The following is a 20,925-nucleotide window of genomic DNA, read 5'->3' on the forward strand; positions in this document are numbered from 1 at the left end:
GATTCGAGTTTGGTAGGGCTGTGTGACCGCGATCAACCAAGAAGGGACACTACCCACATCTTGTCCATCTGGACTTCGGGGACATTCAGGTTGCAGACCAACGATTACCCTGATTCGCCACGCACAATCCGTTGACACCCGGGCGGTCGAGACGCCATTCTTGGCGGGTTATCGGACCGTGCGGCAGCCGAAAATGGTCCTGTGAGCCGCTCCGGGATGATCGTGCGAGCGTGGGCGGGGGGCATCTGCCCCACGCGGGCGGGAGATCGGCGGGGCGGTGTCACCAACTGCGTTACCTCGACAGGGATGTTATGAAAGACAAGATCGTTTTGTTCGGAACGGCGGACTATGCCAAAATTGCCTTCACCTACTTGAGCGAAGCCAGCCCCTATGATGTGGTGGCTTTCACCGTGCATGCCGCGCATCGGCAGGAGGAGACTTTGTTCGGGCGCCCGGTGGTGCCGTTCGAGTCGCTGACCTCGACCCATCCCCCGGATCAATTCAAGATGTATGTCGCCGTGGGACAATCCAAGCTCAACAAGACCCGGGCGAAGGTCTACCATGAAGCCAAGGAGAAGGGTTATACCCTGATCTCCTACGTTCACCCCAGCGTGCAAATCTGGTCCAACACCACGATTGGGGACAATGTGTTCATCTTCGACCATTGCACCGTGCAGCCTTTCACCCGGATCGGCAACGATGTCATCCTCTGGTGCGGTTGCGACATTGGCCACAATGCCGTCATCGAGGAGCACTGTTTCGTGGCTGGCCAGGCGGTCGTGTCGGGTTTTTCGCGGGTGGGCGCCTACACCTACCTGGGTGTGAATGCCACCATTCGCGACCGGATTGTGGTCGGTCCGGAAAACATGGTGGGGGCCGGTTCCCTGATCATGCGCAACACCAAACCGCGCCAGCTTTTCGCTCCGGAACGAACCAAGGCAGAGAAGACAGACACCTACCAACTGTTCGGCTTGACGGATGCCTCCGGAACAAAATGAGGGGATGTGAGCATGTTCACCAGGAAGATCAAATGGGAAAAAAAGGGACTCATCCTTGAGCCTCGTACCGAACTTTGGTGGAACCGCACCCATATCATGGCCCCTACCATCGACCCCATCCCGGTGGAGGGCGGATGTTTCAAGGTCTATTTCGGCGGTCGCAATGACAAAAATCAGACCCATGTGGCCTGGGCCATCATCGATCTGGATCAGGACGGCAAGGTAGTGGATTGGGCCAAGGAACCGGTCATCCATCCCGGCCATCTGGGCACCTTTGACGACAACGGGGTGGTACCCAACTGCCTTGTCAATCACGGCAAGCGCAAATACATGTATTATGTCGGTTTCAAACCGGGTGGCACCACGCGCATGGACCTCTATGCGGGTTTGGCCCTGAGCGAAGACAACGGCCACACCTACAAAAAATATTCCGAAGCCCCCGTACTGGACCGCAACCACATCAACCCCTACATCAACACCGCCCCGTTCGTCCTCTACGACCATGGCATCTGGCGCATGTGGTATGTAGCTGGCACGGCGTGGCGGCATCGGGATCTGCCGCGCTACAATCTGCAACACGCCACCTCCCACGATGGCATCCATTGGCATCGGGACGGAACCGTGTGCATCGATTTTCGCAACGACCATGAAAATGCCCTGGCCCGGCCTTTTGTCCTCCTGGAAGATGGCATCTACAAAATGTGGTTTGCAGCCAAGGGGAAGGCCTACCGCCTGGCCTACGCGGAGTCCGAGGATGGCATTAACTGGATCCGCAACGACGATTTTGTCGGGATTACCGTGTCACCGGACGGTTGGGACTCCGAGATGATCGAATATGCTGTCATTGCCCGACACAAAGGCCGGAAATTCATGATCTACAATGGCAATGCCTATGGAACCTGGGGGGCCGGGCTGGCTGTCGAGTCGTGACCACCCTGGCCATCATGCAGCCGACCTATCTGCCGTGGGCGGGGTATTTCGGGTTGATGGATCAGGTGGATCAGTTCGTCCTGCTGGATGTGGTCCAGTATGACCGCCGCTCCTGGCAACAGCGCAACCGCATCAAGACAGCCGACGGGCCTTTGTGGCTGACGGTGCCAGTCTTGAGCAAAGGGTTGCGGGAGCAACGCATTCAGGATGTGGTCATCGATGGCGAGCGGGATTTTGTCGTGACGCATGAACGCTCCCTGCGAACAGCCTATGGGAGAACGCCGTTCTTTGCGACCTACAGTTCCGGCCTGTTCGAGATTCTGGCCAAGGGGCATGGCAAACTGGCGGATTTGACCATTGAATTGATCCAGTGGCTGCGTGACCAGTTGGGTATGCGCACGCCGCTGGTGCGGGCCAGCTCCCTGGAGACCTCGGGGAGCAAGGCTGACCTGCTGGCGGGCATCTGCACCACGCTGGGCGGATCGCTCTACATCTCACCGCCTGGATCGCGGGAGTATCTGGACGCCACCACCGCTTTTTCGGATCGCGGCATTCCGGTGCGTTATTTTGCCTACGAGCATCCGCACTACACGCAACCCTTCGGGGAGTTTATCCCCTACATGTCGGTGGTGGACATGTTGTTCAACCATGGCCCGGAGAGTCTGGCGCTCATTCGCCAGGGATACAGGGAGTGACCCCATGCCCGAACGCATAGCCATCATACCGGCCCGGGGCGGGAGCAAGCGGTTGCCAGACAAAAATATCCGGTCTTTTTGTGGTCAGCCCATGATCGGTTACGCCTTGCAGGCTGCCCATGCCTCGGGCCTGTTCTCCTGCATCCATGTCTCCACCGAGAGTGACCGGATCATGGCGGTGGTTGCGTCCCTGGGGCATGCCGTGGCCTTTCCGCGCCCCGTGGAGCTGGCTGATGACCATACGCCCCTCATGCCGGTCCTCAAGCATGTCCTGGAGGCCTGGCAGGAGCGTGGCCGGCACTTTGACCAGGTTTGTCTGCTCAACCCCTGCTCCCCCCTGGTGGAGGCGGCGGATCTGCGGGGAGCAGCGGCGTTGCAGGATGCCAATCCGACCCTCTCCGTTCTGGGGGTGACTCCCTTCCCTGTCCCCATCGAGTGGGCCTACCTTTTGGGCGAGGGGGGGCGTTTGACCCCGGCGCAACCAGGCATGTTCAAGGTTCGGTCGCAGGATTTGGGCAAAAAATATCATGAGGCGGGGTCGTTCACCTTCTTTCCGGCACGGCGTATCCTGGAGATCCGGGGGGCCGGACGCGATGATGATTTTTTGGGCTACCCCATGCCCCGGGTCAAGTCGGTCGATATCGACGATGCCGACGATTGGGCCATGGCGGAAGCCCTTTATCTCGGACGCCAGCTCCAGGCGGCTGGAAAACATTTGTGAACACCTCACCTGATCTGGCTTCATTCGTAGTGGGAGTCCGGAGAGAAGGAGGGCTCTCTCTCCGCCGGATTTTGTTCGCCTTGCGCGGACGCCCTCTGTTGGCATCCCGGTTGTTGCGGTTGCGAGAAAAATTGACGCCCCTGCTGGGTCCATGGCGCCCTCTGGGGAAAGAACCCGGTCTCTCGCCTGAACATGCAAGCCCCAGCACCGGGCATTTTGCCGACTATCAAAATGTGGCCCTGCAACTCTCCTGGGTCCGGATGCAGGCGGGAACACATCTTGCCGAGGGGATCGAACCCCGGGTATGGCAGGCGGAGGTTCGTGAAAAGCTTGGAGAGTTGATGGGTTTTCGGCACGGGAAAGGGTCTCTGGAGCTTGCGCACACCTTTCGTGAGATCCTGCCCGGTGGTTTGGAGCGGGAGGCGTGTTATCTGCGCCTGACCTCCGGGCGGTATGTGGTGGCCAGTGTGTTGCGTGATCCCGTCCGCCGGGGAGAAGAACTCGCCCCGGTCATGATTTGCCTGCAAGGCCACACTTCGGGCGCCCACATCTCCTGGGGCGAGGCACGGGAGACGATCGATCCAGCCCGGTTGGCCCGGGGAGGGGATTTTGCCGTGCAGGCGGTGGCGAGGGGATTTGTGGCGGTTTGCATCGAGCAAAGCGGCTTCGGCGAGCGTCGGGAACAGGTTGTAACCCACCAGTGGGATCACCCCTGTATCGATCAGGCGAATCGCGCCTTGCTGCTCGGAAGAACCCTGCTGGCGGAGCGGGTGATGGATGTCTGCGCTGTGGTCAACTGGCTGGAGCGGACAGGCGCGGCCTACCGGATCGATCCTCGGCGCATCTACGCCATGGGTAATTCGGGTGGCGGAGATACGGCCCTCTATGCGGCTGCCCTGGATCTGCGTATCGCCGGCGTCATCGCCGGCAGCTGCGTCGGACGTTTCTGCACCACGAGTGGCCGGCGCAAGAGTTGTCCGGACACCGTCATTCCGGGAATCCTTGCATGGTTGGAATACGACGATATCCTGGCCCTGTGTGCGCCGCGTCCGGTGGTAGCCGTGTCGGGCGAGAGGGACCATCTCTATCCCTTCTCCGAGGTGGCTGCCGTCGTGGCCGGGGCAAGACCGGTGTATGAGCGTTTGGGAAAACCCGAACATGTTCGGGCCTTGGCCGGTCCGGGGGGACATCGATTCTATCCGGATATGGCCTGGCCTGCCTTCATGGAGATGATATGAGCCGGTTTCTCCTGGCGGTGACCTTCGATCCGGCGGGGATCGCACTTCCCCCCACCACACCTCCCCCCACGGAAAAGGATGCCGTTTACGCGGATGCTTTTTTGCACGTGACGGCTGTGAACATGCACCCCATGCCCCGTGTGCATCGTTTGGGAAAGCGTGTCGTGGTGTTGTGTGGCCATCCGGCCTTTCAGGGACGCATCCATGACGCCGGAGCGCTGCGTCATCTACAGGATAATCCCGATCCCCTCGACTTTGCCCGGGGACTGAATGGATCGTTTTTGATCCTTCTTTACGATCCCCGCGTTCCCGAGTTGAAAATCATGACGGACCGGTTCGCCTCCCGACCCTTTTATTATCGGGTACAGGGGAAACGGTTGCTGGGAAGTTCATCGTTTACGGAGTTGTTTGCCAGAATTGAGAAGCCTGTACTTGCGCCGTCGGCTTTTTTTGAATTTCTCTATTTCCGGCGCCTGTTCGGGGAGAAGACCTACGAAACGGAGAGCCGTTTTCTGCCATTTGCCTCGGTGTTGAGTGCGGGAGATGGTTCCATCCGGCGTTATTGGCACCCCACCTTTACCAAATCCACGTTGACTTTGGAAAAATTTGCCACGGAGCTGTCCCATCGGTTGCGGCAGTCGGTGGCGTTGTATCAGTCGGATGAGCGCCAGTATGGTCTGATGTTGAGCGGTGGCTTGGATTCCCGCGCCATATTGGCCGCGACGATGGGCAAGATTGTCTGCTTCACCAACTGCCCGCAGCGCAACAACGAATATGAAGTGGCAGCCGAACTGACCGGTATCGCCGGAGTACCACACCATTTCATCCCGCGTCCGGTCCAGTATCTGAACAACCGCATTGATGATGCCGTTTATATCTCGGGGGGCATGACCAACCATACCGAAGCCCAGTTCGCCGGTTATGAGCAGGACATTCTGCCGGCTGCCCATGCCGTGTTTCTGGGGTTGGCCCTGGATATCATGTTTTGTGGGCACTACCTGCCCAAGGCCCCCTGGCGCATACTGGGAACGGAGAGTTGCGCTTTTCGTCTGCGCGGCATCGACCAGGATCTGGCCGGGCAGTTCATGAATTCGATCAGTTACCGCCTGAAAACTTCGGATCCCTGGAGCATCGTTCGCCCTGAACGGCAGCAGGAGTTGCGCGACAAACTGCGCCACAGTGTGGAAGAGAGATTGAAGCTGGGGCGTGGTTTTGGTGCGGAGGGGTACGATCAGTGGGAGTTCATGCACCTGCACAACTTTGCCCGCCACTACTCCTTCCAAATGGCTTTTTCCCTGCACAGCTACGTGGATTATCGCATTCCGGCCATGGAGAACGATCTTTACGATCTGTGTCTTGCCATGCCGGTGGATTACAAGGTCAACTGGCGGGCCTACCAGATGGCCATTCGGCAATTGAACCCGAAAATGATGCGGGTGCGCAACGCCAACCATAACCTGCCCGCCGACCTTTCGTTGTGGTATGCCACCGCCATGCGTTGGGGACGGGGTGCAGCCAATCGATTGTTTGGCCCGCGCTGGCGCAGTATGCCCCGAAACGATGATCGCTCCTGGCCTGCCGCCCGGGATTCGATCGACATGAATCCCAATATTCAAGACATGGTACGGGCGTTACCGGACTCGGAACCCCTGGCCGCCCTCGGCCTGTTTGAGATGGACCGGGTGCGTACCATGGTGGGTGAGCACATGACGGGACAACGGGACCATTGTGGTCTGCTGAACGGCCTCCTCACCATCAACCGGTTTCTGCTTGCCCCGGGATCATGAAAGTTTTGGTCGTCTCCAGCAAGTATCCACCGGAATACTCGGGTTCGGGCCATCGCGCCCACGCCACCTGGCAACGGTTGCGGCAGCGGTGGCCGGAGCTGACCTGGGAGGTGGTGTGCAATGCCGTAACCCAGGCCGGACGACGGCAGGAGGTGTTTGAGGGGGTGCCTGTCATGCGCCTGGCATCCCCCCTGTTTCAGCATGCGCACCGCATTCCCTGGAGCGGGCTGCGCCGGATCGTGCAGGCCTGTCAGATGTGGTGGGAGGGGGCGACGGCGCTTTGGGTTTTGCGGCAAAAAAAATGTGACGTGCTGCATGTGTTGGGTATCTCGCCGGCCACCACGGCTGCCGTGATGTGGTCCCGCTGGCGGCGCATCCCCTTGCTGCTGGAGCTGGTCAATGCCGGGGCGGCGCCGGACCTCAATTTTCCCGGCCTGCGGTGGTTTTGGCAGCCCGATCTGACCCGAGGCGCCGTGGTGGTGGCCATCTCCGAAGAGTTGGGTCGGGTGTGTGTCCAAAAAGGGTTGCGGGACAATGTCTGGATCCGGGCCAACCCGGTGGATGAAAAGGTGTTCTATCCTGACTTTGCCCAGCGGGGAACCCTGCGGCGTGCGTTGACCCCTTTCCAGGAGGGGGATCGCGTCATCACCTCGGTGGCCAAGTTTATTCCGCGCAAAAATCAAATCTTTCTTCTGGAGGTTTTAGCGCGTCTGCCTGACCGTTTCAAATTGATTCTGGTGGGTCCACTGGTGGAGAGTGGTCCGTTCCGAGAGCGGGATCTGGCTTGTTTCCAGAAAATCGAAGCGAGAGTGCGCGAGCTTGGTCTGACCAGCCGGGTGATGCTCAAGAGTGGCCATGTGTCTGCGGCCCCGTTCATGCGGCTTGCGGATCTCTACGCCTTGCCAGCGTGGGATGAGGGTTTGGGAACACCAATGCTGGAGGCGATGGCCTGCGGCGTGCCCGTCGTGGCCAACGCCGCCGAAGCGGCCTTCCGGGAGTGGATCCGGGAGGGTGAGAACGGCTCTCTGCGCCCCCTGGACCCGGCGGCCTGGGCCGAGGCCATTCTCCTGGTCGAGAGATTCACTCCCGAGCAGTGTATGCACATGGCCGATGCCATCCTGGCCAAGGCAACCACGGCAGTAATCGACCACGGCTACCGCTGTTTGCTCCAGGGTCTGACCTCCGTAGCCCCGGATCAGGTTCTCCCTGTTGACACCTGGCTTACCCATGCTCCTTGATCCGCTACCGGTCCGGGAGGAGGCCAGGCAACATGGAACGTGACTTCTTACGTATCGCCCTGCCCATCTCCTCCTTTTTGCCGAACACGGGTGGGGCCGAGGTGGGGTTGCACAACATAGCCTCCCGTTTGCAGCGGGATGGTCACCATCCGGTGGTTGTGGCTCCGGCGCCCCTCGTCCGGCAGTTGCGGCGCGAAGCGTGGCCATTGCCTTATGAAGTGGTCGCCTTTCCCCCCCGCATGGGAGGAGTTGTGAACCGCTGGCCCACAGCGGGATTATGGTTGCTGGATCATTTTTTTGCCCATTTGCACAGGCGACACCGCTTTGATGTGTGGCATGGAACGATCGGTTATCCCGTGGGCGTTGCCCTGATACACTTTGCCCGGAAGCACGGGAACATTCCCCATTTTGTCCGTTGTGCCGGGGAGGATATCCAGAAGGCTGCCGGGATCGGCTATGGGGCGCGGCTTGATCCACGGGTGGATACCCTGATGCGGCGCTGGTTGCCGCAGGCGCAGTTCCTGGTTGCCATCACCGACAGCGTGGTCGCCGAGTACCGCAGCCTGGGGGTGGGTGAAGAGCGGATCGTCTCCATTCCCAACGGTGTCGATCTGGAACGATTCCAGGGCCATGTCGATCGGGAAAAGGTGCGCAGCGGGCTGGGCGTTCCGGCCACGGACTGTCTCTTTCTGGCCGTGGGGAGAAATCATCCCAAAAAAAATTTTCCCGCCCTGATCCAGGCGGCGGCGCGGATGCGGCAGAACCATGTTGGCGGGTTTCGTCTGGTGATTGCCGGGGGTGGCGCCGACACCCTTTTGCCCCTGATACGTCAATTGGATGTTGAGCAGGAGTGCATCCTCTGGAAATCGGTCGAGAAACCAGGGCGTGGCGGCCTGCCTGGCCAGGCGTTGCAACTGCCTGCCGATGATCTGGTCGCCCTGTATCAATCAGCGGATGTGTTTGTTTTTCCCTCCCTGATCGAAACCTTTGGCATTGTTTTGGTGGAGGCCATGGCTGCCGGTTTGCCGGTCATCACGACAGATGCCCCGGGGTGCCGGGATATCATGCGCCAGGGGCGGGATGGCCTGCTCGTCCCACCCGGGGAAGATGCCCCGCTGGCCGAGGCCATGACGCACCTGTTGCAAAATCCCGCCGCTCGTGCGCAGTGGGCGGAACGGTCCCGGGAACGTGTTCAGCACTTCTCCTGGGACACGGTCGTAAAAAAATACGTTGACCTCTACCATCGGGCTGTTGCACAAACCAGGGCATGACCTCCATGATTCGTACCTTGCGCCGGTTGCGTCACGGACCTCTGAAACAGCTGGCACCGCTCTGGCGTCTTTCCGGAACCCTCTATCGTTGGTTGCAGGGACGGGTAGGGGCCCACCTGACCGTCTCCACCCGGATCGGTCCCTATGGCCCTTTCCGTCTCAACGGGCGTTTTGCCTTCAGCAATTTCGAGCAATGGGGAGACCGGCACAATGCCGGGTTCCAGGTGTGTGTCGAGGCGTGCCGGGGGCGGGGTTGTGTCCTGGATGTGGGGGCGCACATCGGTCTGGTCGCTTTGCCCATGGCGGCGGTTGTCGCCCCGGGGGGGAGGGTCTACGCTTTTGAACCGGCCACCGCCAACCGGGAATTTTTGCTGGGACATCTGACCGCCAACGGATTTGCGCATGTCGAGGTGATCCCCGATCTGGTCGGCGATGTCGAACGATCCGGGGTCCGTTTTCATGAAATGAACGCCGATGCCGGCATGAACTCGGTGGTGATCAAGACGAAGGATCGGGACGCCTACTCGGTCACGGAAAAAAATCAAATCACCCTCGATGGCTTTTGCCGCCGGCGCAACTTGCGGCCCGAGGTGATCAAGATCGATGTGGAGGGGTACGAACTGTTTGTCCTCCGGGGCGCCAGGGAGGTGCTGTCCCAGGTACGTCCGAAGCTTTTTCTGAGCATCCACCCCGGACAGATCCGCCTGCTGGACCAGACCCCGGAAGCCATCGTCGATTTGCTTCACGAGTTGGAATATGACATCTTGACCCCAGAAAGCCGTATGCCTGTCGGACGTTTGGAAATGAATGAATATTTGTTGCTTCCCAGGGAGGAAAACCGGCCATGATCTCCAACATTGCGACCGTCCTGCGCCATCGTGGTCCCGCCGGTCTGGCCCGGGTGGTCCTCAATGGCCTGCAAATTCTTGTGCAGGGTCGACTTCTGGGTGAACGATTCCTGGAAAAACCCATCTACAATTACCGCATGTTTCTGGATACCCAGGATCGGGGAATATCCCGCACCCTGCTCCTTTTTGGCTCCCGGGAGTTGGATCACAAGATCATCCTGGAGGAGGTTCTGAAACCAGGGATGACCGTTTTTGATATCGGTGCCAATATTGGTTACTATGTCTTAATGGAACAAGGATTGATCGGTCCCCAGGGGCGCATCGTGGCCATCGAGCCCTCTCCGGCCAATGCGGAACTTTTGAAAAAAAATCTGGCCCTGAATGGTTGCCCCCAAGTGACCCTTTTGGCCTGCGCGGTTTCCGACCGGCATGACCGGCAGACCTTTCACCTGGCGGCGCAATCGAACCTGAATACCTTCCACCCCGTTGGTTCGGGCACCACCCACCTGACCGGCAAAACCATCGACGTGGAGACCATCACCGTACCGGAGTTGTTACCCGAACATGGCGCCCCGGATTTGATCCGCATGGATGTGGAAGGCCATGAAGTGGAAGTGATCAACGGTCTGGTGGATGCCGTGGAGGCTGGCAAAATGGCCCCCATGATCGTCTTCGAGACCCACCTGACCCGGTACACACCGGATCACGATCTGGAAAAGCCCCTGCGGCGGCTTTTTGCCTGCGGTTATGGTGTCCCCATGGCAGCCTCATCCAGTGCAGCGGGAACAGCCAAGGTCGAAGCGCGTGGCTATCGGGGAGGAGAACCCATCCACACCGATTTTCTCACCCGGGTCATCTTTCGCGACATCAAACCCGACGACGCCATTGAATTCATCTGTCACTCCGGGGGTCTGCGCACGGTCCTTCTGCAAAAAATCACCGCCCCTTGAGCATACGGGTTCACATTCTGACCGAAGGGTGCGTGACCACCAACGGGCGAGGGTTTTTGTTTCCACTCCTTCGTTACCGGGCAGAGTTGCGGGAACGCGGCATCCGCTGGCGCATGTTTACGGCCATTGTCCCCGAGGTGTACGCCTGTGACGTGTTGATCGTCGAGAGCAAATTTTACCGTCTGGATTGGGAGAGACGTTCCCCGGCCATTCTGGAGGAGTTGGCCTCTTTTCAGCAGCGGATCAGGCGGGTGTTGTTCTTTGATACAGGTGACAACAGCGGTTGGATTGTGACCGATGTTTTGCCCTTTGTGCATCGCTACTGCAAAAATCAACTGCTCCGTGATCGGACGCGCTACCTGACCCCCATGTATGGCAATCGGCTTTATACCGATGACTACCATCGGCGGGACGGTATCGAGGATGCCCAACCCGTTCCTGCGACCGTTATTACCAACGCAGCCTGGCTCGAAAAATTGCGCCTCTCCTGGAATTCGGGCCTGGCAGACTACTCCCGCTGGGGGCATCGGCGCATGGATCTTTATCAGCGTCTGCCTCTGCGTTGGCTCCTACGTTCTCCAACACCGTTTCATCCCCCGGAAGCCCCACGTCCCCATGCCGTGGCCTGTCGGATCAACACCCACTATCGCAGCGCCGTTGTGGCCCATCAGCGGGTGTTGATCGATCGCCTGTTGTCCCAATATCGGGGTGCAGGCCGTTTGCAACGCAAGCAGTATTTGCAGGAGATGGCAGCCAGTCGGGTGGTCGTTTCGCCATTTGGCTGGGGCGAGATTGCCTATCGGGATTATGAAACTTTTCTTTGCGGCGCCGTGTTGTTGAAACCGGACATGTCGCATATGGAAACCTGGCCGGATTTGTATCAGAATGGCCTCACCATGGTAGCGCATCGCTGGGATTTGACGGACCTTGAAGCGTGCATCGCCACCCTTCTGGCCGAACCCGAACGTGCCGTGGAGGTGGCCAGGCAAGGGCAGGCATACTATCGTCGTCATGTGGAAGGTGCAGCAGCCGCCACCCTGTTTTGCGACCACTTTGGTGCGTTACTCCAGGAAGCCATGTTGTGAGGTTGCGCCATGTCGAGAAGAGATTTTTTGTTGCTGATGGCCGCTTGTGGCGTCGGTTCCGCCATGACCTTGATGGCTCCCCGTTACGCCACAGGGGAGACCCGGAAGGAGGAAAAAGTGAGTAAAACGGATGCGGAATGGCAAAAAATATTGACCCCGCAGCAATACAAGATTTTGCGTCGCGAGGGCACCGAACCTCCGTTTTCCAGCCATCTGAACGACGAACATCGGGCGGGAACTTTCATCTGTGCCGGCTGCGAAGCACCTCTTTTTTCCTCCGCCAGCAAGTTTGACAGTGGTACCGGTTGGCCCAGCTTTTTTGCAACCATTCCCGAACGGGTGGCGACCAAGACCGACTTTCATCTGATCTATCCCCGCACCGAATACCACTGCGCCCGATGTGGGGGGCATCAGGGGCATGTTTTCAATGACGGACCACAACCTACGGGAAAACGTTATTGCAATAATGGATTGGCCTTGAAATTTGTACCTGAAGCCTGATCAGCATAGCCGACGATGTCCAACCAAGACCCATCCTCGCACCGGCCCATCCATCACGGTGGAAACCCCTCTGGATGCGGGTCCGCAACGCCTGCTGGAGCAGTTGCGCATGGTAAAATGACGTTTTCCCAGACCAGGAATGGTTGTTTCGCGCCGTGCGCACATTGGGCATGGAACCGGGTTCCATGCCAACACGGATTCCTCCAGAGAGTTCAGCGGGGCGGTTTGACCCCACCTTTGCGCTTGATGTCAAAGAGTTCAGCGGGGCGGTTTGACCCCGCCTTTGCGCTTGATGCCAAACTGCACACGAAATATGTCCGGCATGTTGATGCGGTCCCCTTCAGTTCGGTAGATGACAGCCAGTTCGATCAGGTCATCCAGGAGCGCTTCTTTGTTGCCCTTGCGGATCGGATCGAAGCCAAACCTGCGTGGCGGCAATTTTTTCTTGCCTTCCACCTCAACCAACCGCAGGGTCGCTCCTTTCCAGTTTTTTGTAAATTCAGCGCTGTCGATGGGTACCGTCATATTGCGGCAGGCTTCGAGAATGGGTTTGATCCAGGGATAATCTTCCTTGATTTCATCCACTCGTGTCCTGGATGCATGCACCACCCCTTGCTGAATGGCCTCATGATGCAAAGCGAACTTGTAGTCCGGGTATTTTTCCATGGTTTCCGCAGCTCTTTTGAAAGCCAACAAGATACTTCTCGGACTGACGCGACCGATGGCATCCGCCAGATGAGATGGAATCCAGGTATAGGTATAACCACGACGACTGTTTGATCCCATATGGGGCCCGGCTATGCGGCCAACGATCTCTTTTTGCAGGTGTTCGTCACGAATCAGTTCATCGGGAACAAAATAAATTCCCTCCTTGTTTTGCCAGGAATGAGGGTTGATCGCCCGAAATCTCTCCCCAAAGTCCGATGAGTTGCCAATCATATGAAACACAAGTCCGTAAAGGTCCGCTTTTCCCCACGAGAGTTCAACTTTTGAGCTTCTAAGTTTTGAACTGTCTCTGAACTCCCATATCTCCGTATCTTCCTCCATATCTGGCCGAAGGAAAAACTTGAGACGAATCATCTGTCGCGACCGGCACTGGAGGCAAAAGCGCAGAGCGCCTGCCAGGAGCTTGCGTATCGCAGGCCATTCCGAGGCAAGTCGATCCAGGGAATCGAACAGGACAAGGAGGGGTTTATCCTGCCTGAGCAGTTCCTGATCACATTGGGTCAACAGTTGGCCCACCCGTTCTGTTTCTTGCGAACACCACTGAATGGCCTCATGCCACCCCTGCGGAAACGGCTGATCCATGCCGCAAACATCCAGGGCATGCCGCAAAACCACGGTCTGCCAGATCACAAATGGGTCCATTTTCTTTTTCAGGATGGCAGCCAAGGTTGGTTCGGAGGGAAACCACTTTTCGGTATCGTCCAAACCATATCCCACCCGCACATGCACACCCGGTTTCCACGCATGGCCCGCCAACTGTTGCACCAGGGCCTGATGTTCTGGACTGGAAAGAACGGCGGTCCAGAAACTCTTGCCGGCGCCGCGCATACCGCTGACAATACTGGCGTCCAGACTGAGCGCTTTGCCATGGTTCTTGGGTAGATAAACCTTGCTCAGGGCGGGAGGAGTCAAACTCTCCTGGGCGGGGACATCTGGCAACGCAGAGAGAACTTTGCGTAATTGTTTCGCCTCAGGCGGCGTGTAGTCAGCCATGCAGATTCTCCATCAATCTGATTTCTCCTGAAATCCGGGCAACCGACTTGTCGCTTCCGTGATGAACCTGCCAAATGCGCGTTCGACCACTTCCCAGGGTGGTTTCTGTGCAGGGTCGAGAAAATTTTTCTTTGCCAAAAGGGTTTCGAGATAGATTGGGATGGGAAAATGGGGCGCATGCTCTTCAAATTCTTGAAATTCTTGCATGTTCAACGTGGTACCATCCTGGGAAGGCGCATCGTACAGATAATCCGACCAAACCTTGTAGGATTTGCTGATCGCACGTTTATAATCACTCTCGCTCCCCCCCGTCTGGGCCGCAACCATGTTGAAGCGCCAGCGTAAATCTTTTTTCCGCATACCCCATTCCACGCAGCGTGATCTCTGTAGATGTTGGAATAAATGTCCATAAGCTTCCCAGGTTTGTTGGTCATCTCTGGCAAAGAGGAAAACTTCGGTCGGAAGCTGGGATAGCGCTGCCGCACCAATATCGTGCAAGCCGGCACGGGCATCCAGGAGGACGACTTCGGGCGACGCATGACGTATTGCAACAGTTTGCAACAAAGCTACAAGGCGTTCTGCCAGACCAAGCGACTCGCCCTTTCCATCCATGGCGGACACATGGATCCGGCCAAGTTTGGCAACATAGTCCAAGGTCTTGTTGCCATAGGCTGGAATGACCTGAATGCCCCCCGTACACTCCTGATTCAAGGGACTTTCGCGCAGCATATCGTCCAGAAGCGCAGCGTCCGCCTGATTGGCAAGGGACTCGACCAGCCAATCCACCAGGCCAAACCCCGGCAACTCGTCCAGCAACAGCGAGGCGATGCCTGGCGCCTCCAGGTCCAGATCCACGACCAGGACACGCCGCCCCTGCCGCGCCAACCCCCATGCCCAGGCCGCCAAGGCGGTGCTTCTCCCCACGCCCCCCTTGATGCTGAAGGCTGCTGCTGTGGGTAGGGGCAGATTCTCCACCACAGGCTTCACGAGCCACTCTTGGTTGGTCAACAGACGATCAATCAAAAATGCCTCTTCGTCCGCAATCTGCAATCGCTGGGGAGAGTCAAGAATATCTGCTTTATCGATCAAATCGGAGTGTTCCAGAAGGATCCGTCCCTGGCCAGGACTGTAACCGCCAAGACAGGTGTGCAGACGCTTGGCCAAACGCTCCACTTCCTTCCGGTCAAGGAGCTGATCAGGCAGGATAACCGTGATCGCGCCCGCCATATCCCGAACCAGGCAGACCTCGCGCATCCTGGCATGAAGGGTGGGAATTTTCTTCATAAGACCAAGCACGGCAGGAACAGCCTCATCAAATCTGACCATATCACGACCCCTCATGCCGTATACCCGGGAGACCAACGCAGCCGAGGATGCGTTTGGCCACATCCCGATGTTGGGTCATGGATTCTGAAAAACTCTTATGGTCGCCTGCATAGCGCTGGCTCACAGACCAATCGGCGAAAGGATTATCGCGCTTGCTACGCTAGAAGGCCAACAAGGCTTTGTACTTCCTATCCACCTTCAATAAGGTCTCATGACCCCACAAATCATTGATATGCTTTTTTTCGACCGACCCGGAATTTTTTCTGCACCCTGCCACGGCAAACTTGATAGCGCACTCTGCTGCAAAACCATAGAGTTGGTCGGCATTGGCCAGACGCCCCTCCTTTTCCAGGAGTTGCGCATCCCTGAAGTGGCGCATGGCCGCCTGATCGTACACTTCGAGCATGGTCCGAAACTTTTGCGTCGGCATGGGTCTAACCCGCATCGCATGGACCAACGAAAACAGCTCCCCCCCGCAAGGTTGCAGGAGGGAGCTGTTCCAGGATTTCTGACAGGGGTTGGCCAGACAGAAGCTGAGAGCGGGTGCGCTAGCTCATGCCGGCCACGATGGCCCGGCGCAGTTTTTTTCGGAGCCGCCGAACAGCCTCGGCCTTTTTCCTGCGCCGTCTTTCGGAGGGCTTTTCAAAAAATTTGCGTTTTTTCATCTCCCGGAACATACCTTCCCGGTTCATTTTTTTCTTCAGAACCCGAATGGCCTGATCGACATTGTTGTCGTAAACCTCAACCCTCACGAAAATCCTCTCCTTCCGGTTGCATACACGATGGGCAGGTCCACCGAACGGACCAAAACCCATTCAGGGTAATTGCACTTTCCGATAAAATCAAGGGTACATTTATTTTTGCGGGCAACTCCCCGGCCCCCCCCCGGATTGCAGGTCATACGGAAGGGGCCGGAGATTCGTTCAATCAACCTTCATGGCCAGGAAGCGCGGGTCTCCGTCACGCATGACCAGGATGAGGAGCATGTCACCCTTTTTCACACCTTTAGTGATACGTTGAAACTCCTCCAGGCTATGAATCTTGTTACGGTTGATTTCACTGATGACATCACCCGGACGCAAGCCCACGGCAAAGGCGCTGCTGCCAGGCTTCACGGCAGTGATGACAATGCCCGTCATGTCGTCGGCCAGCTCCAGATCTTGGCGAATTTTGGGTGTTATGGGCGAAACGGTCAGGCCCAGTGAACTCTTGTCGGTGTGCGGAGAGACATCCGAGACGACGGCTTCCTCCTTCATTTCGGAGATAGCTGTGACAAGTTTTTTATGGGCGCCGTCACGGACGATCTCCAACTCCACCTTTTTACCCACCGGTGTGGAAGCAACGATGGTGGGGAGCTCGTGCATGCGATCCACGGGGTGTCCGTCAAAGGAGATGATGACATCCCTGGCCTTCAAGCCGGCCTTGTCAGCCGGGCCACCGGGGTCAACACTGGCAACGAGAGCGCCATGGCGCTTGTCCAATCCCAGGGCATCCGCCAGATCCTGGGTGATGGTCTGGATGCGAACCCCCAGCCAACCCCGGGTGACATGGCCTTGAGATTTCAACTGATCGACGATCTGCTTGGCCAAGTTGACAGGAATGGCAAAACCGATGCCCATATTGCCGCCGGAACGGGAAAAAATGGCCGTGTTGATGCCAATCACCTGGCCATCCAGATTGAAGAGCGGTCCGCCGGAGTTGCCGGGATTGATGGCTGCATCGGTCTGGATGAAGTCATCATAGGGGCCAGTGCCGATGACACGCCCCTTGGCGGAAATGATGCCAGCGGTGACCGTCGCCTCCAAACCGAAGGGATTGCCGATGGCAAGTACCCAGGAGCCGACCTCCGCCTTTTCAGAATCACCCAGGATGGCCTCGGGCAAAGGATGCGGCGCCTTGATACGGATCAGGGCCAGATCGGTTTTGGCGTCTCTGCCGACGACCTCTGCGGTAAACTCCTCGTCGGTGGAGAGCCTCACCAAAATTTCAGTCGAATTTTCAACAACATGGTTGTTTGTCAGAATAAAGCCGGACGCATTGATGATGACGCCGGAACCGAGGCTGCGCGACTTGAACCCCTGATCGGGCATACGGTCGAAAAAACGCTTGAAAAACTCTTCGAACGGCGTCCCCTTGAAGGAAAAATCCCGGGCGCCTGGTCCACCGCCCGGGGGGGCTTTGGGATTGGGGCGGGCGGAGTCGGAATCCTCGTCGTCACCCTCTTCGGCATGCCGACCGTTACCGCTCTGGGCCGTGCTGATGTTGACGACAACCGGCTTCAGACTTTTGACCAGGGCAACCAGGTCGGGAGAGTTGAGAGGAGGCGCGGCGCCGCTGCGACCGGGAACGAAAAACAACAAAGCCACCAACAATGCCGACAAACGGCGCATACAGATCTTGTTCTTCATGAAAATCCTCAATCCTGGGGGAGACCACGGTCAACCTGTACACCCAACAGGACACCTGCGGTGCGCTCGGGGAGACAGGCCACTCGGACGCAGTATACACGAGGAGAGAGGCGCGGAGAAACGGCAGAAGAGGCGTTCCCACGCACTATTCCAGCCTATCGCACATGGGGAAGGCAAGCGGGACGTAAAAGGGCCGCTCCTACTTGCGAATGGCGCCGTTCTTCATGGTCCACATGGAAAGGGGTGGAGAGAAATTTTTCCCGGCGGATGGCGAGGAGCTTTTTTGATCGATGACAGCCATAACCGACGCGATGACACCCTCCGGGTCGGGGATCAGGCAATTTTTTTGGATGGCATCACGGGCCTGGGCAAGCGCACTGAATTGACGGCCACACTCCGGGCAATCCAACAGATGGGAGGTCACGGAGTCCAGAAGCGCCGCATCCAACTCTCCGTCCAGGTATGCTGAAATCAATTCGTGATCACAACGCATGAGCAACCCCTACTGGTTTTGTCGTTGTTATTGCAGCCATTCACCATCCGGCGACGAACCGGAATCCTGGCGAGCGACCCCCTGACCGATCAGGGCACAACGATCAAGGTTCGCTTTCACGGTTTTCAGTTTTATAGTGGGGCCGCACCCCGGCCGTCAGGTATCGTTTCATGCGATCCATAATCTCCTGTCGGCCCCGGAAGATGCGTGAGCGGACCGTTCCGATCGGACACTCCAGTAGCGCGGCGATCTCCTCATAAGATTTATCCTGAATGTCCCGCAACTCAATGACCTTACGCATCATCTCGGGGAGGTCGCGTATGGCGGCATCCAAGGTCTCAAGCAACTCATCCTGGAGAAGTTGACGCTCCGGTGTGTTGTAATCACGCAATTGCGGCGCCACCTTGTCGGCATCGTCCAGCTCCAAATCATGGGCCAACACACCCCGGTCAGCCACCATGAGGTGGTTCTTGGCCGTATTGACCGCGATCCGGAACAACCACGTATAGAAAGCCGAATCGCCACGGAACGTTGGCAGGGCGCGATAGGCCTTGAGGAAGGTCTCCTGGGTCAAATCCTGCACCCTGGAAGGGTCGGACACGGTACGGGATATGACCGACGCGATCCGGCCTTGATATTTGCGCATAAGCAACTCGAAGGCACGGTTGTCACCCTTCTTGACTTTTTCGACAAGGATATTGTCCGCTTCAACCACCTGCACCACCTGTTCTGATGGAGACCACACGATTACCGGGTTCGACAAGGCAATCCATAAAAAGTTCCCCACACCAGCTCACTCCCGAAGGGAGGCGAGAGTCTTCCAGGTTATATTATTGTAGTCAAGTTTTTTCTCTTCCGGTTTTTGGCAGATGCATGCACTTGGCCAGCGCCCTCGACGGCAACGATGAACGTGCATGGAGACTGGACCCGCAGGTTGCTCCCTGCTACAACAGCGGAGTTTCTGTTCGACAGGGAAGTTGCGCAAGGGCATTCATGGTCATCGGATGGGGGTGATTTTCCCCATCCAGGCAACGTCAACTGGAAACCAAACATGGCAAACGACATATCCGCAACCAGACGCCTGATTGAAACGGATTTCCTGATCATCGGCAGTGGGGTGGCCGGACTCGACCTGGCCCTGCATCTGGCAGAACATGGTCAGGTGATCGTTTTAACCAAAGGTGAGCCATCCGAGTCGAACAGCTTCCACGCCCAGGGGGGCATCGCCGCCGTGTTGGCCCCCGACGATGACCTGGAGTCGCATGTCAGGGACACCCTGGTGGCCGGCGCAGGTCTGTGCCACTCCGACACGGTTCGCTTCGTGGTCGAAAACGGCGCCAAGGCCATCCAACACCTGATCGATTTGGGGGTTTCTTTCACCCGTTCCCCGGAAGGGTACCACCTGACCCGGGAAGGGGGACACTCGGCCCGTCGGGTGATCCACTCGGCGGATGCGACTGGCCAGGCGGTGATCAAAACCCTGCTCGAACGAGCCGGCTGCCACCCCCGCATCACTATCATGTCCCATCACGTTGCCATCGATTTGCTGACCGACCACAAAATGGGCCGGATGATCCCCAATCGCCCGGACCGGTGTCATGGTTGCCACGCCCTGGAAATTCCCACCGGGGCCATTCACACGTTTCAGGCGGATTTTACGATCCTCGCCACAGGCGGGGCCGGCAAAGTCTACCTCTACACCTCCAACCCGGATACCGCTACCGGCGGCGGCATCGCCATGGCCTATCGCGCCGGCTGCCGGGTGGCCAACATGGAGTTCATCCAGTTTCATCCGACCTGTCTCTACCACCCCCTGGCAAAATCCTTCCTCATCTCGGAGGCCGTGCGTGGTGAAGGGGGGATCCTGATCCGGCAAAATGGCGAACCCTTCATGGAGGCCCACCACCCCAGAAAGGAGTTGGCGCCCAGGGATATCGTCGCCCGGGCCATCGACTTTGAAATGAAACGCACCGGAGATGATTGCGTCTTCTTGGACATCACCCACAAAGGTGAGGCGTTTCTGCTGGAGCACTTCCCCAACATCATGGAAAAATGCGCCTCCCTGGGTATCCGGATCGACAAGGAACCCATACCCGTCGTGCCCGCTGCCCACTATGTCTGTGGCGGTGTGGTGACCGACCTGCGCGGACAAACCGATATTGAAAACCTCTATGCCATCGGTGAAGTCAGCCATACCGGTCTGCATGGCGCCAACCGCCTGGCTTCAAACTCCCTCCTGGAGTGTCTGGTCTTCTCCGATGCCGTCAACAGGGACATCCTGCGCAAGCGCCAGGAGTTGCCGCGCACCCCGGCACCCGCGTTGCCCATGTGGGAGAGTTATGACACCGGAACCTGTGACGAAGAGATCCTCATCTCCCACAATTGGGATGAGATACGCCGGTGCATGTGGAACTACGTTGGCATCGTGCGATCCGAACATCGCCTGGCCAGGGCCCGCCGCCGTATCGAAATGCTTCTGCGCGAGATCAACGAATATTACTGGAATTGCCGCATATCTCGTAATCTTTTGGAGTTGCGTGATATCTCCGTGGTTGCCTCGCTCATCATCCGTTCGGCCATCTGGCGGCGGGAGAGCCGGGGTCTGCACTTCACGGCCCATCATCCCCAAAAGGATGATCGCAACTGGCTCAAGGATACCCTCCTGCCCATCCCGTAATGTTCCGGGAGTGACATCCCGGCGTGCTTCGTTCATCCGA

General features: G+C 57.9%; 20 protein-coding genes. 13 read left to right on the forward strand and 7 right to left on the reverse strand.

The features are described 5' to 3' along the window. The first annotated feature begins 311 nt into the window (after window positions 1-311). From HQL63_08265 to msrB, 12 genes are read left to right on the forward strand one after another with little or no spacing between them, the layout of a single operon-like run. Window positions 312-998, forward strand: a complete 687-nt coding sequence (locus HQL63_08265) for an acetyltransferase (GenBank protein MBF0176825.1) — start codon at window positions 312-314, stop codon at window positions 996-998. Between the two features lie 12 nt (window positions 999-1,010). Next, window positions 1,011-1,928, forward strand: a complete 918-nt coding sequence (locus HQL63_08270; GenBank protein ID MBF0176826.1) for a hypothetical protein — start codon at window positions 1,011-1,013, stop codon at window positions 1,926-1,928. After that, window positions 1,925-2,623, forward strand: coding sequence for a WbqC family protein (locus HQL63_08275; GenBank protein ID MBF0176827.1), 699 nt, complete (start codon window positions 1,925-1,927; stop codon window positions 2,621-2,623). The genes HQL63_08270 and HQL63_08275 overlap by 4 nt, the downstream gene beginning before the upstream one ends. A gap of 4 nt (window positions 2,624-2,627) precedes the next feature. Next, window positions 2,628-3,344, forward strand: a complete 717-nt coding sequence (locus HQL63_08280) for an acylneuraminate cytidylyltransferase family protein (GenBank protein ID MBF0176828.1) — start codon at window positions 2,628-2,630, stop codon at window positions 3,342-3,344. Next, on the forward strand, window positions 3,341-4,582 hold the full coding sequence (locus HQL63_08285; GenBank protein MBF0176829.1) for a hypothetical protein: 1,242 nt from the start codon (window positions 3,341-3,343) through the stop codon (window positions 4,580-4,582). The genes HQL63_08280 and HQL63_08285 overlap by 4 nt, the downstream gene beginning before the upstream one ends. After that, a complete protein-coding gene (locus HQL63_08290; protein MBF0176830.1) occupies window positions 4,579-6,369 on the forward strand; it encodes a hypothetical protein in 1,791 nt (596 codons plus the stop codon). The genes HQL63_08285 and HQL63_08290 overlap by 4 nt, the downstream gene beginning before the upstream one ends. After that, window positions 6,366-7,607, forward strand: coding sequence for a glycosyltransferase family 4 protein (locus HQL63_08295; protein MBF0176831.1), 1,242 nt, complete (start codon window positions 6,366-6,368; stop codon window positions 7,605-7,607). The genes HQL63_08290 and HQL63_08295 overlap by 4 nt, the downstream gene beginning before the upstream one ends. Before the next feature lie 32 nt (window positions 7,608-7,639). Next, complete coding sequence (locus HQL63_08300; protein ID MBF0176832.1) at window positions 7,640-8,878, forward strand: glycosyltransferase family 4 protein; 1,239 nt, start codon at window positions 7,640-7,642, stop codon at window positions 8,876-8,878. Continuing rightward, window positions 8,875-9,726 carry an FkbM family methyltransferase gene (locus HQL63_08305; GenBank protein MBF0176833.1) on the forward strand — a complete coding sequence of 284 codons (852 nt, stop codon included), beginning with the start codon at window positions 8,875-8,877 and terminating at the stop codon, window positions 9,724-9,726. The genes HQL63_08300 and HQL63_08305 overlap by 4 nt, the downstream gene beginning before the upstream one ends. Further along, window positions 9,723-10,676 carry an FkbM family methyltransferase gene (locus HQL63_08310; GenBank protein MBF0176834.1) on the forward strand — a complete coding sequence of 318 codons (954 nt, stop codon included), beginning with the start codon at window positions 9,723-9,725 and terminating at the stop codon, window positions 10,674-10,676. Before HQL63_08305 ends, HQL63_08310 begins: the two co-directional genes overlap by 4 nt. Next, complete coding sequence (locus tag HQL63_08315) at window positions 10,673-11,761, forward strand: glycosyltransferase family 1 protein (protein MBF0176835.1); 1,089 nt, start codon at window positions 10,673-10,675, stop codon at window positions 11,759-11,761. Before HQL63_08310 ends, HQL63_08315 begins: the two co-directional genes overlap by 4 nt. 9 nt (window positions 11,762-11,770) lie before the next feature. After that, entirely contained in the window at window positions 11,771-12,262 is a 492-nt protein-coding gene (msrB, locus tag HQL63_08320; protein ID MBF0176836.1) for a peptide-methionine (R)-S-oxide reductase MsrB, read from the forward strand. A 258-nt stretch (window positions 12,263-12,520) separates the two neighbouring features. Here msrB and HQL63_08325 read toward each other — a convergent pair whose 3' ends face one another. The 7 genes from HQL63_08325 to HQL63_08355 all read right to left on the reverse strand — a co-directional run bounded on the left by HQL63_08325 (window position 12,521) and on the right by HQL63_08355 (window position 18,923). After that, entirely contained in the window at window positions 12,521-13,981 is a 1,461-nt protein-coding gene (locus HQL63_08325) for a hypothetical protein (protein MBF0176837.1), read from the reverse strand. A gap of 12 nt (window positions 13,982-13,993) precedes the next feature. Continuing rightward, complete coding sequence (locus HQL63_08330) at window positions 13,994-15,307, reverse strand: hypothetical protein (protein MBF0176838.1); 1,314 nt, start codon at window positions 15,305-15,307, stop codon at window positions 13,994-13,996. 160 nt (window positions 15,308-15,467) lie between these two features. Next, window positions 15,468-15,737, reverse strand: coding sequence for a hypothetical protein (locus HQL63_08335; protein MBF0176839.1), 270 nt, complete (start codon window positions 15,735-15,737; stop codon window positions 15,468-15,470). 118 nt (window positions 15,738-15,855) lie between these two features. Next, entirely contained in the window at window positions 15,856-16,059 is a 204-nt protein-coding gene (locus tag HQL63_08340; protein MBF0176840.1) for a 30S ribosomal protein S21, read from the reverse strand. Between the two features lie 171 nt (window positions 16,060-16,230). Then, the gene (locus HQL63_08345; GenBank protein MBF0176841.1) at window positions 16,231-17,715 is read right to left on the reverse strand and encodes a DegQ family serine endoprotease; all 1,485 of its coding nucleotides are present in this window, start codon (window positions 17,713-17,715) and stop codon (window positions 16,231-16,233) included. A gap of 199 nt (window positions 17,716-17,914) precedes the next feature. Further along, on the reverse strand, window positions 17,915-18,208 hold the full coding sequence (locus HQL63_08350; GenBank protein MBF0176842.1) for a zf-HC2 domain-containing protein: 294 nt from the start codon (window positions 18,206-18,208) through the stop codon (window positions 17,915-17,917). Between the two features lie 103 nt (window positions 18,209-18,311). Further along, complete coding sequence (locus HQL63_08355; protein ID MBF0176843.1) at window positions 18,312-18,923, reverse strand: sigma-70 family RNA polymerase sigma factor; 612 nt, start codon at window positions 18,921-18,923, stop codon at window positions 18,312-18,314. A gap of 336 nt (window positions 18,924-19,259) precedes the next feature. On the opposite strand from HQL63_08355, the gene nadB reads away from it, so the two are divergent. Further along, window positions 19,260-20,885 (forward strand): L-aspartate oxidase, encoded by a 1,626-nt coding sequence (nadB, locus tag HQL63_08360; GenBank protein ID MBF0176844.1) that lies wholly within the window; start codon window positions 19,260-19,262, stop codon window positions 20,883-20,885. Window positions 20,886-20,925 lie beyond the last annotated feature (40 nt).

This window comes from Magnetococcales bacterium, assembly GCA_015231175.1.
Classification (GTDB): Bacteria; Pseudomonadota; Magnetococcia; order Magnetococcales; family DC0425bin3; genus HA3dbin3.

Bases quoted from the DNA above. Each gene is read 5' to 3' on its own strand.
- HQL63_08265 (MBF0176825.1), top strand. From the start codon at position 312: ATGAAAGACAAGATCGTTTTGTTCGGAACGGCGGACTATGCCAAAATT.
- HQL63_08270 (MBF0176826.1), top strand. From the start codon at position 1,011: ATGTTCACCAGGAAGATCAAATGGGAAAAAAAGGGACTCATCCTTGAG.
- HQL63_08280 (MBF0176828.1), top strand. From the start codon at position 2,628: ATGCCCGAACGCATAGCCATCATACCGGCCCGGGGCGGGAGCAAGCGG.
- HQL63_08290 (MBF0176830.1), top strand. From the start codon at position 4,579: ATGAGCCGGTTTCTCCTGGCGGTGACCTTCGATCCGGCGGGGATCGCA.
- HQL63_08295 (MBF0176831.1), top strand. From the start codon at position 6,366: ATGAAAGTTTTGGTCGTCTCCAGCAAGTATCCACCGGAATACTCGGGT.
- HQL63_08300 (MBF0176832.1), top strand. From the start codon at position 7,640: ATGGAACGTGACTTCTTACGTATCGCCCTGCCCATCTCCTCCTTTTTG.
- HQL63_08305 (MBF0176833.1), top strand. From the start codon at position 8,875: ATGACCTCCATGATTCGTACCTTGCGCCGGTTGCGTCACGGACCTCTG.
- HQL63_08310 (MBF0176834.1), top strand. From the start codon at position 9,723: ATGATCTCCAACATTGCGACCGTCCTGCGCCATCGTGGTCCCGCCGGT.
- msrB (MBF0176836.1), top strand. From the start codon at position 11,771: ATGTCGAGAAGAGATTTTTTGTTGCTGATGGCCGCTTGTGGCGTCGGT.
- HQL63_08325 (MBF0176837.1), bottom strand. From the start codon at position 13,981: ATGGCTGACTACACGCCGCCTGAGGCGAAACAATTACGCAAAGTTCTC.
- HQL63_08330 (MBF0176838.1), bottom strand. From the start codon at position 15,307: ATGGTCAGATTTGATGAGGCTGTTCCTGCCGTGCTTGGTCTTATGAAG.
- HQL63_08335 (MBF0176839.1), bottom strand. From the start codon at position 15,737: ATGCCGACGCAAAAGTTTCGGACCATGCTCGAAGTGTACGATCAGGCG.
- HQL63_08345 (MBF0176841.1), bottom strand. From the start codon at position 17,715: ATGAAGAACAAGATCTGTATGCGCCGTTTGTCGGCATTGTTGGTGGCT.
- HQL63_08350 (MBF0176842.1), bottom strand. From the start codon at position 18,208: ATGCGTTGTGATCACGAATTGATTTCAGCATACCTGGACGGAGAGTTG.
- nadB (MBF0176844.1), top strand. From the start codon at position 19,260: ATGGCAAACGACATATCCGCAACCAGACGCCTGATTGAAACGGATTTC.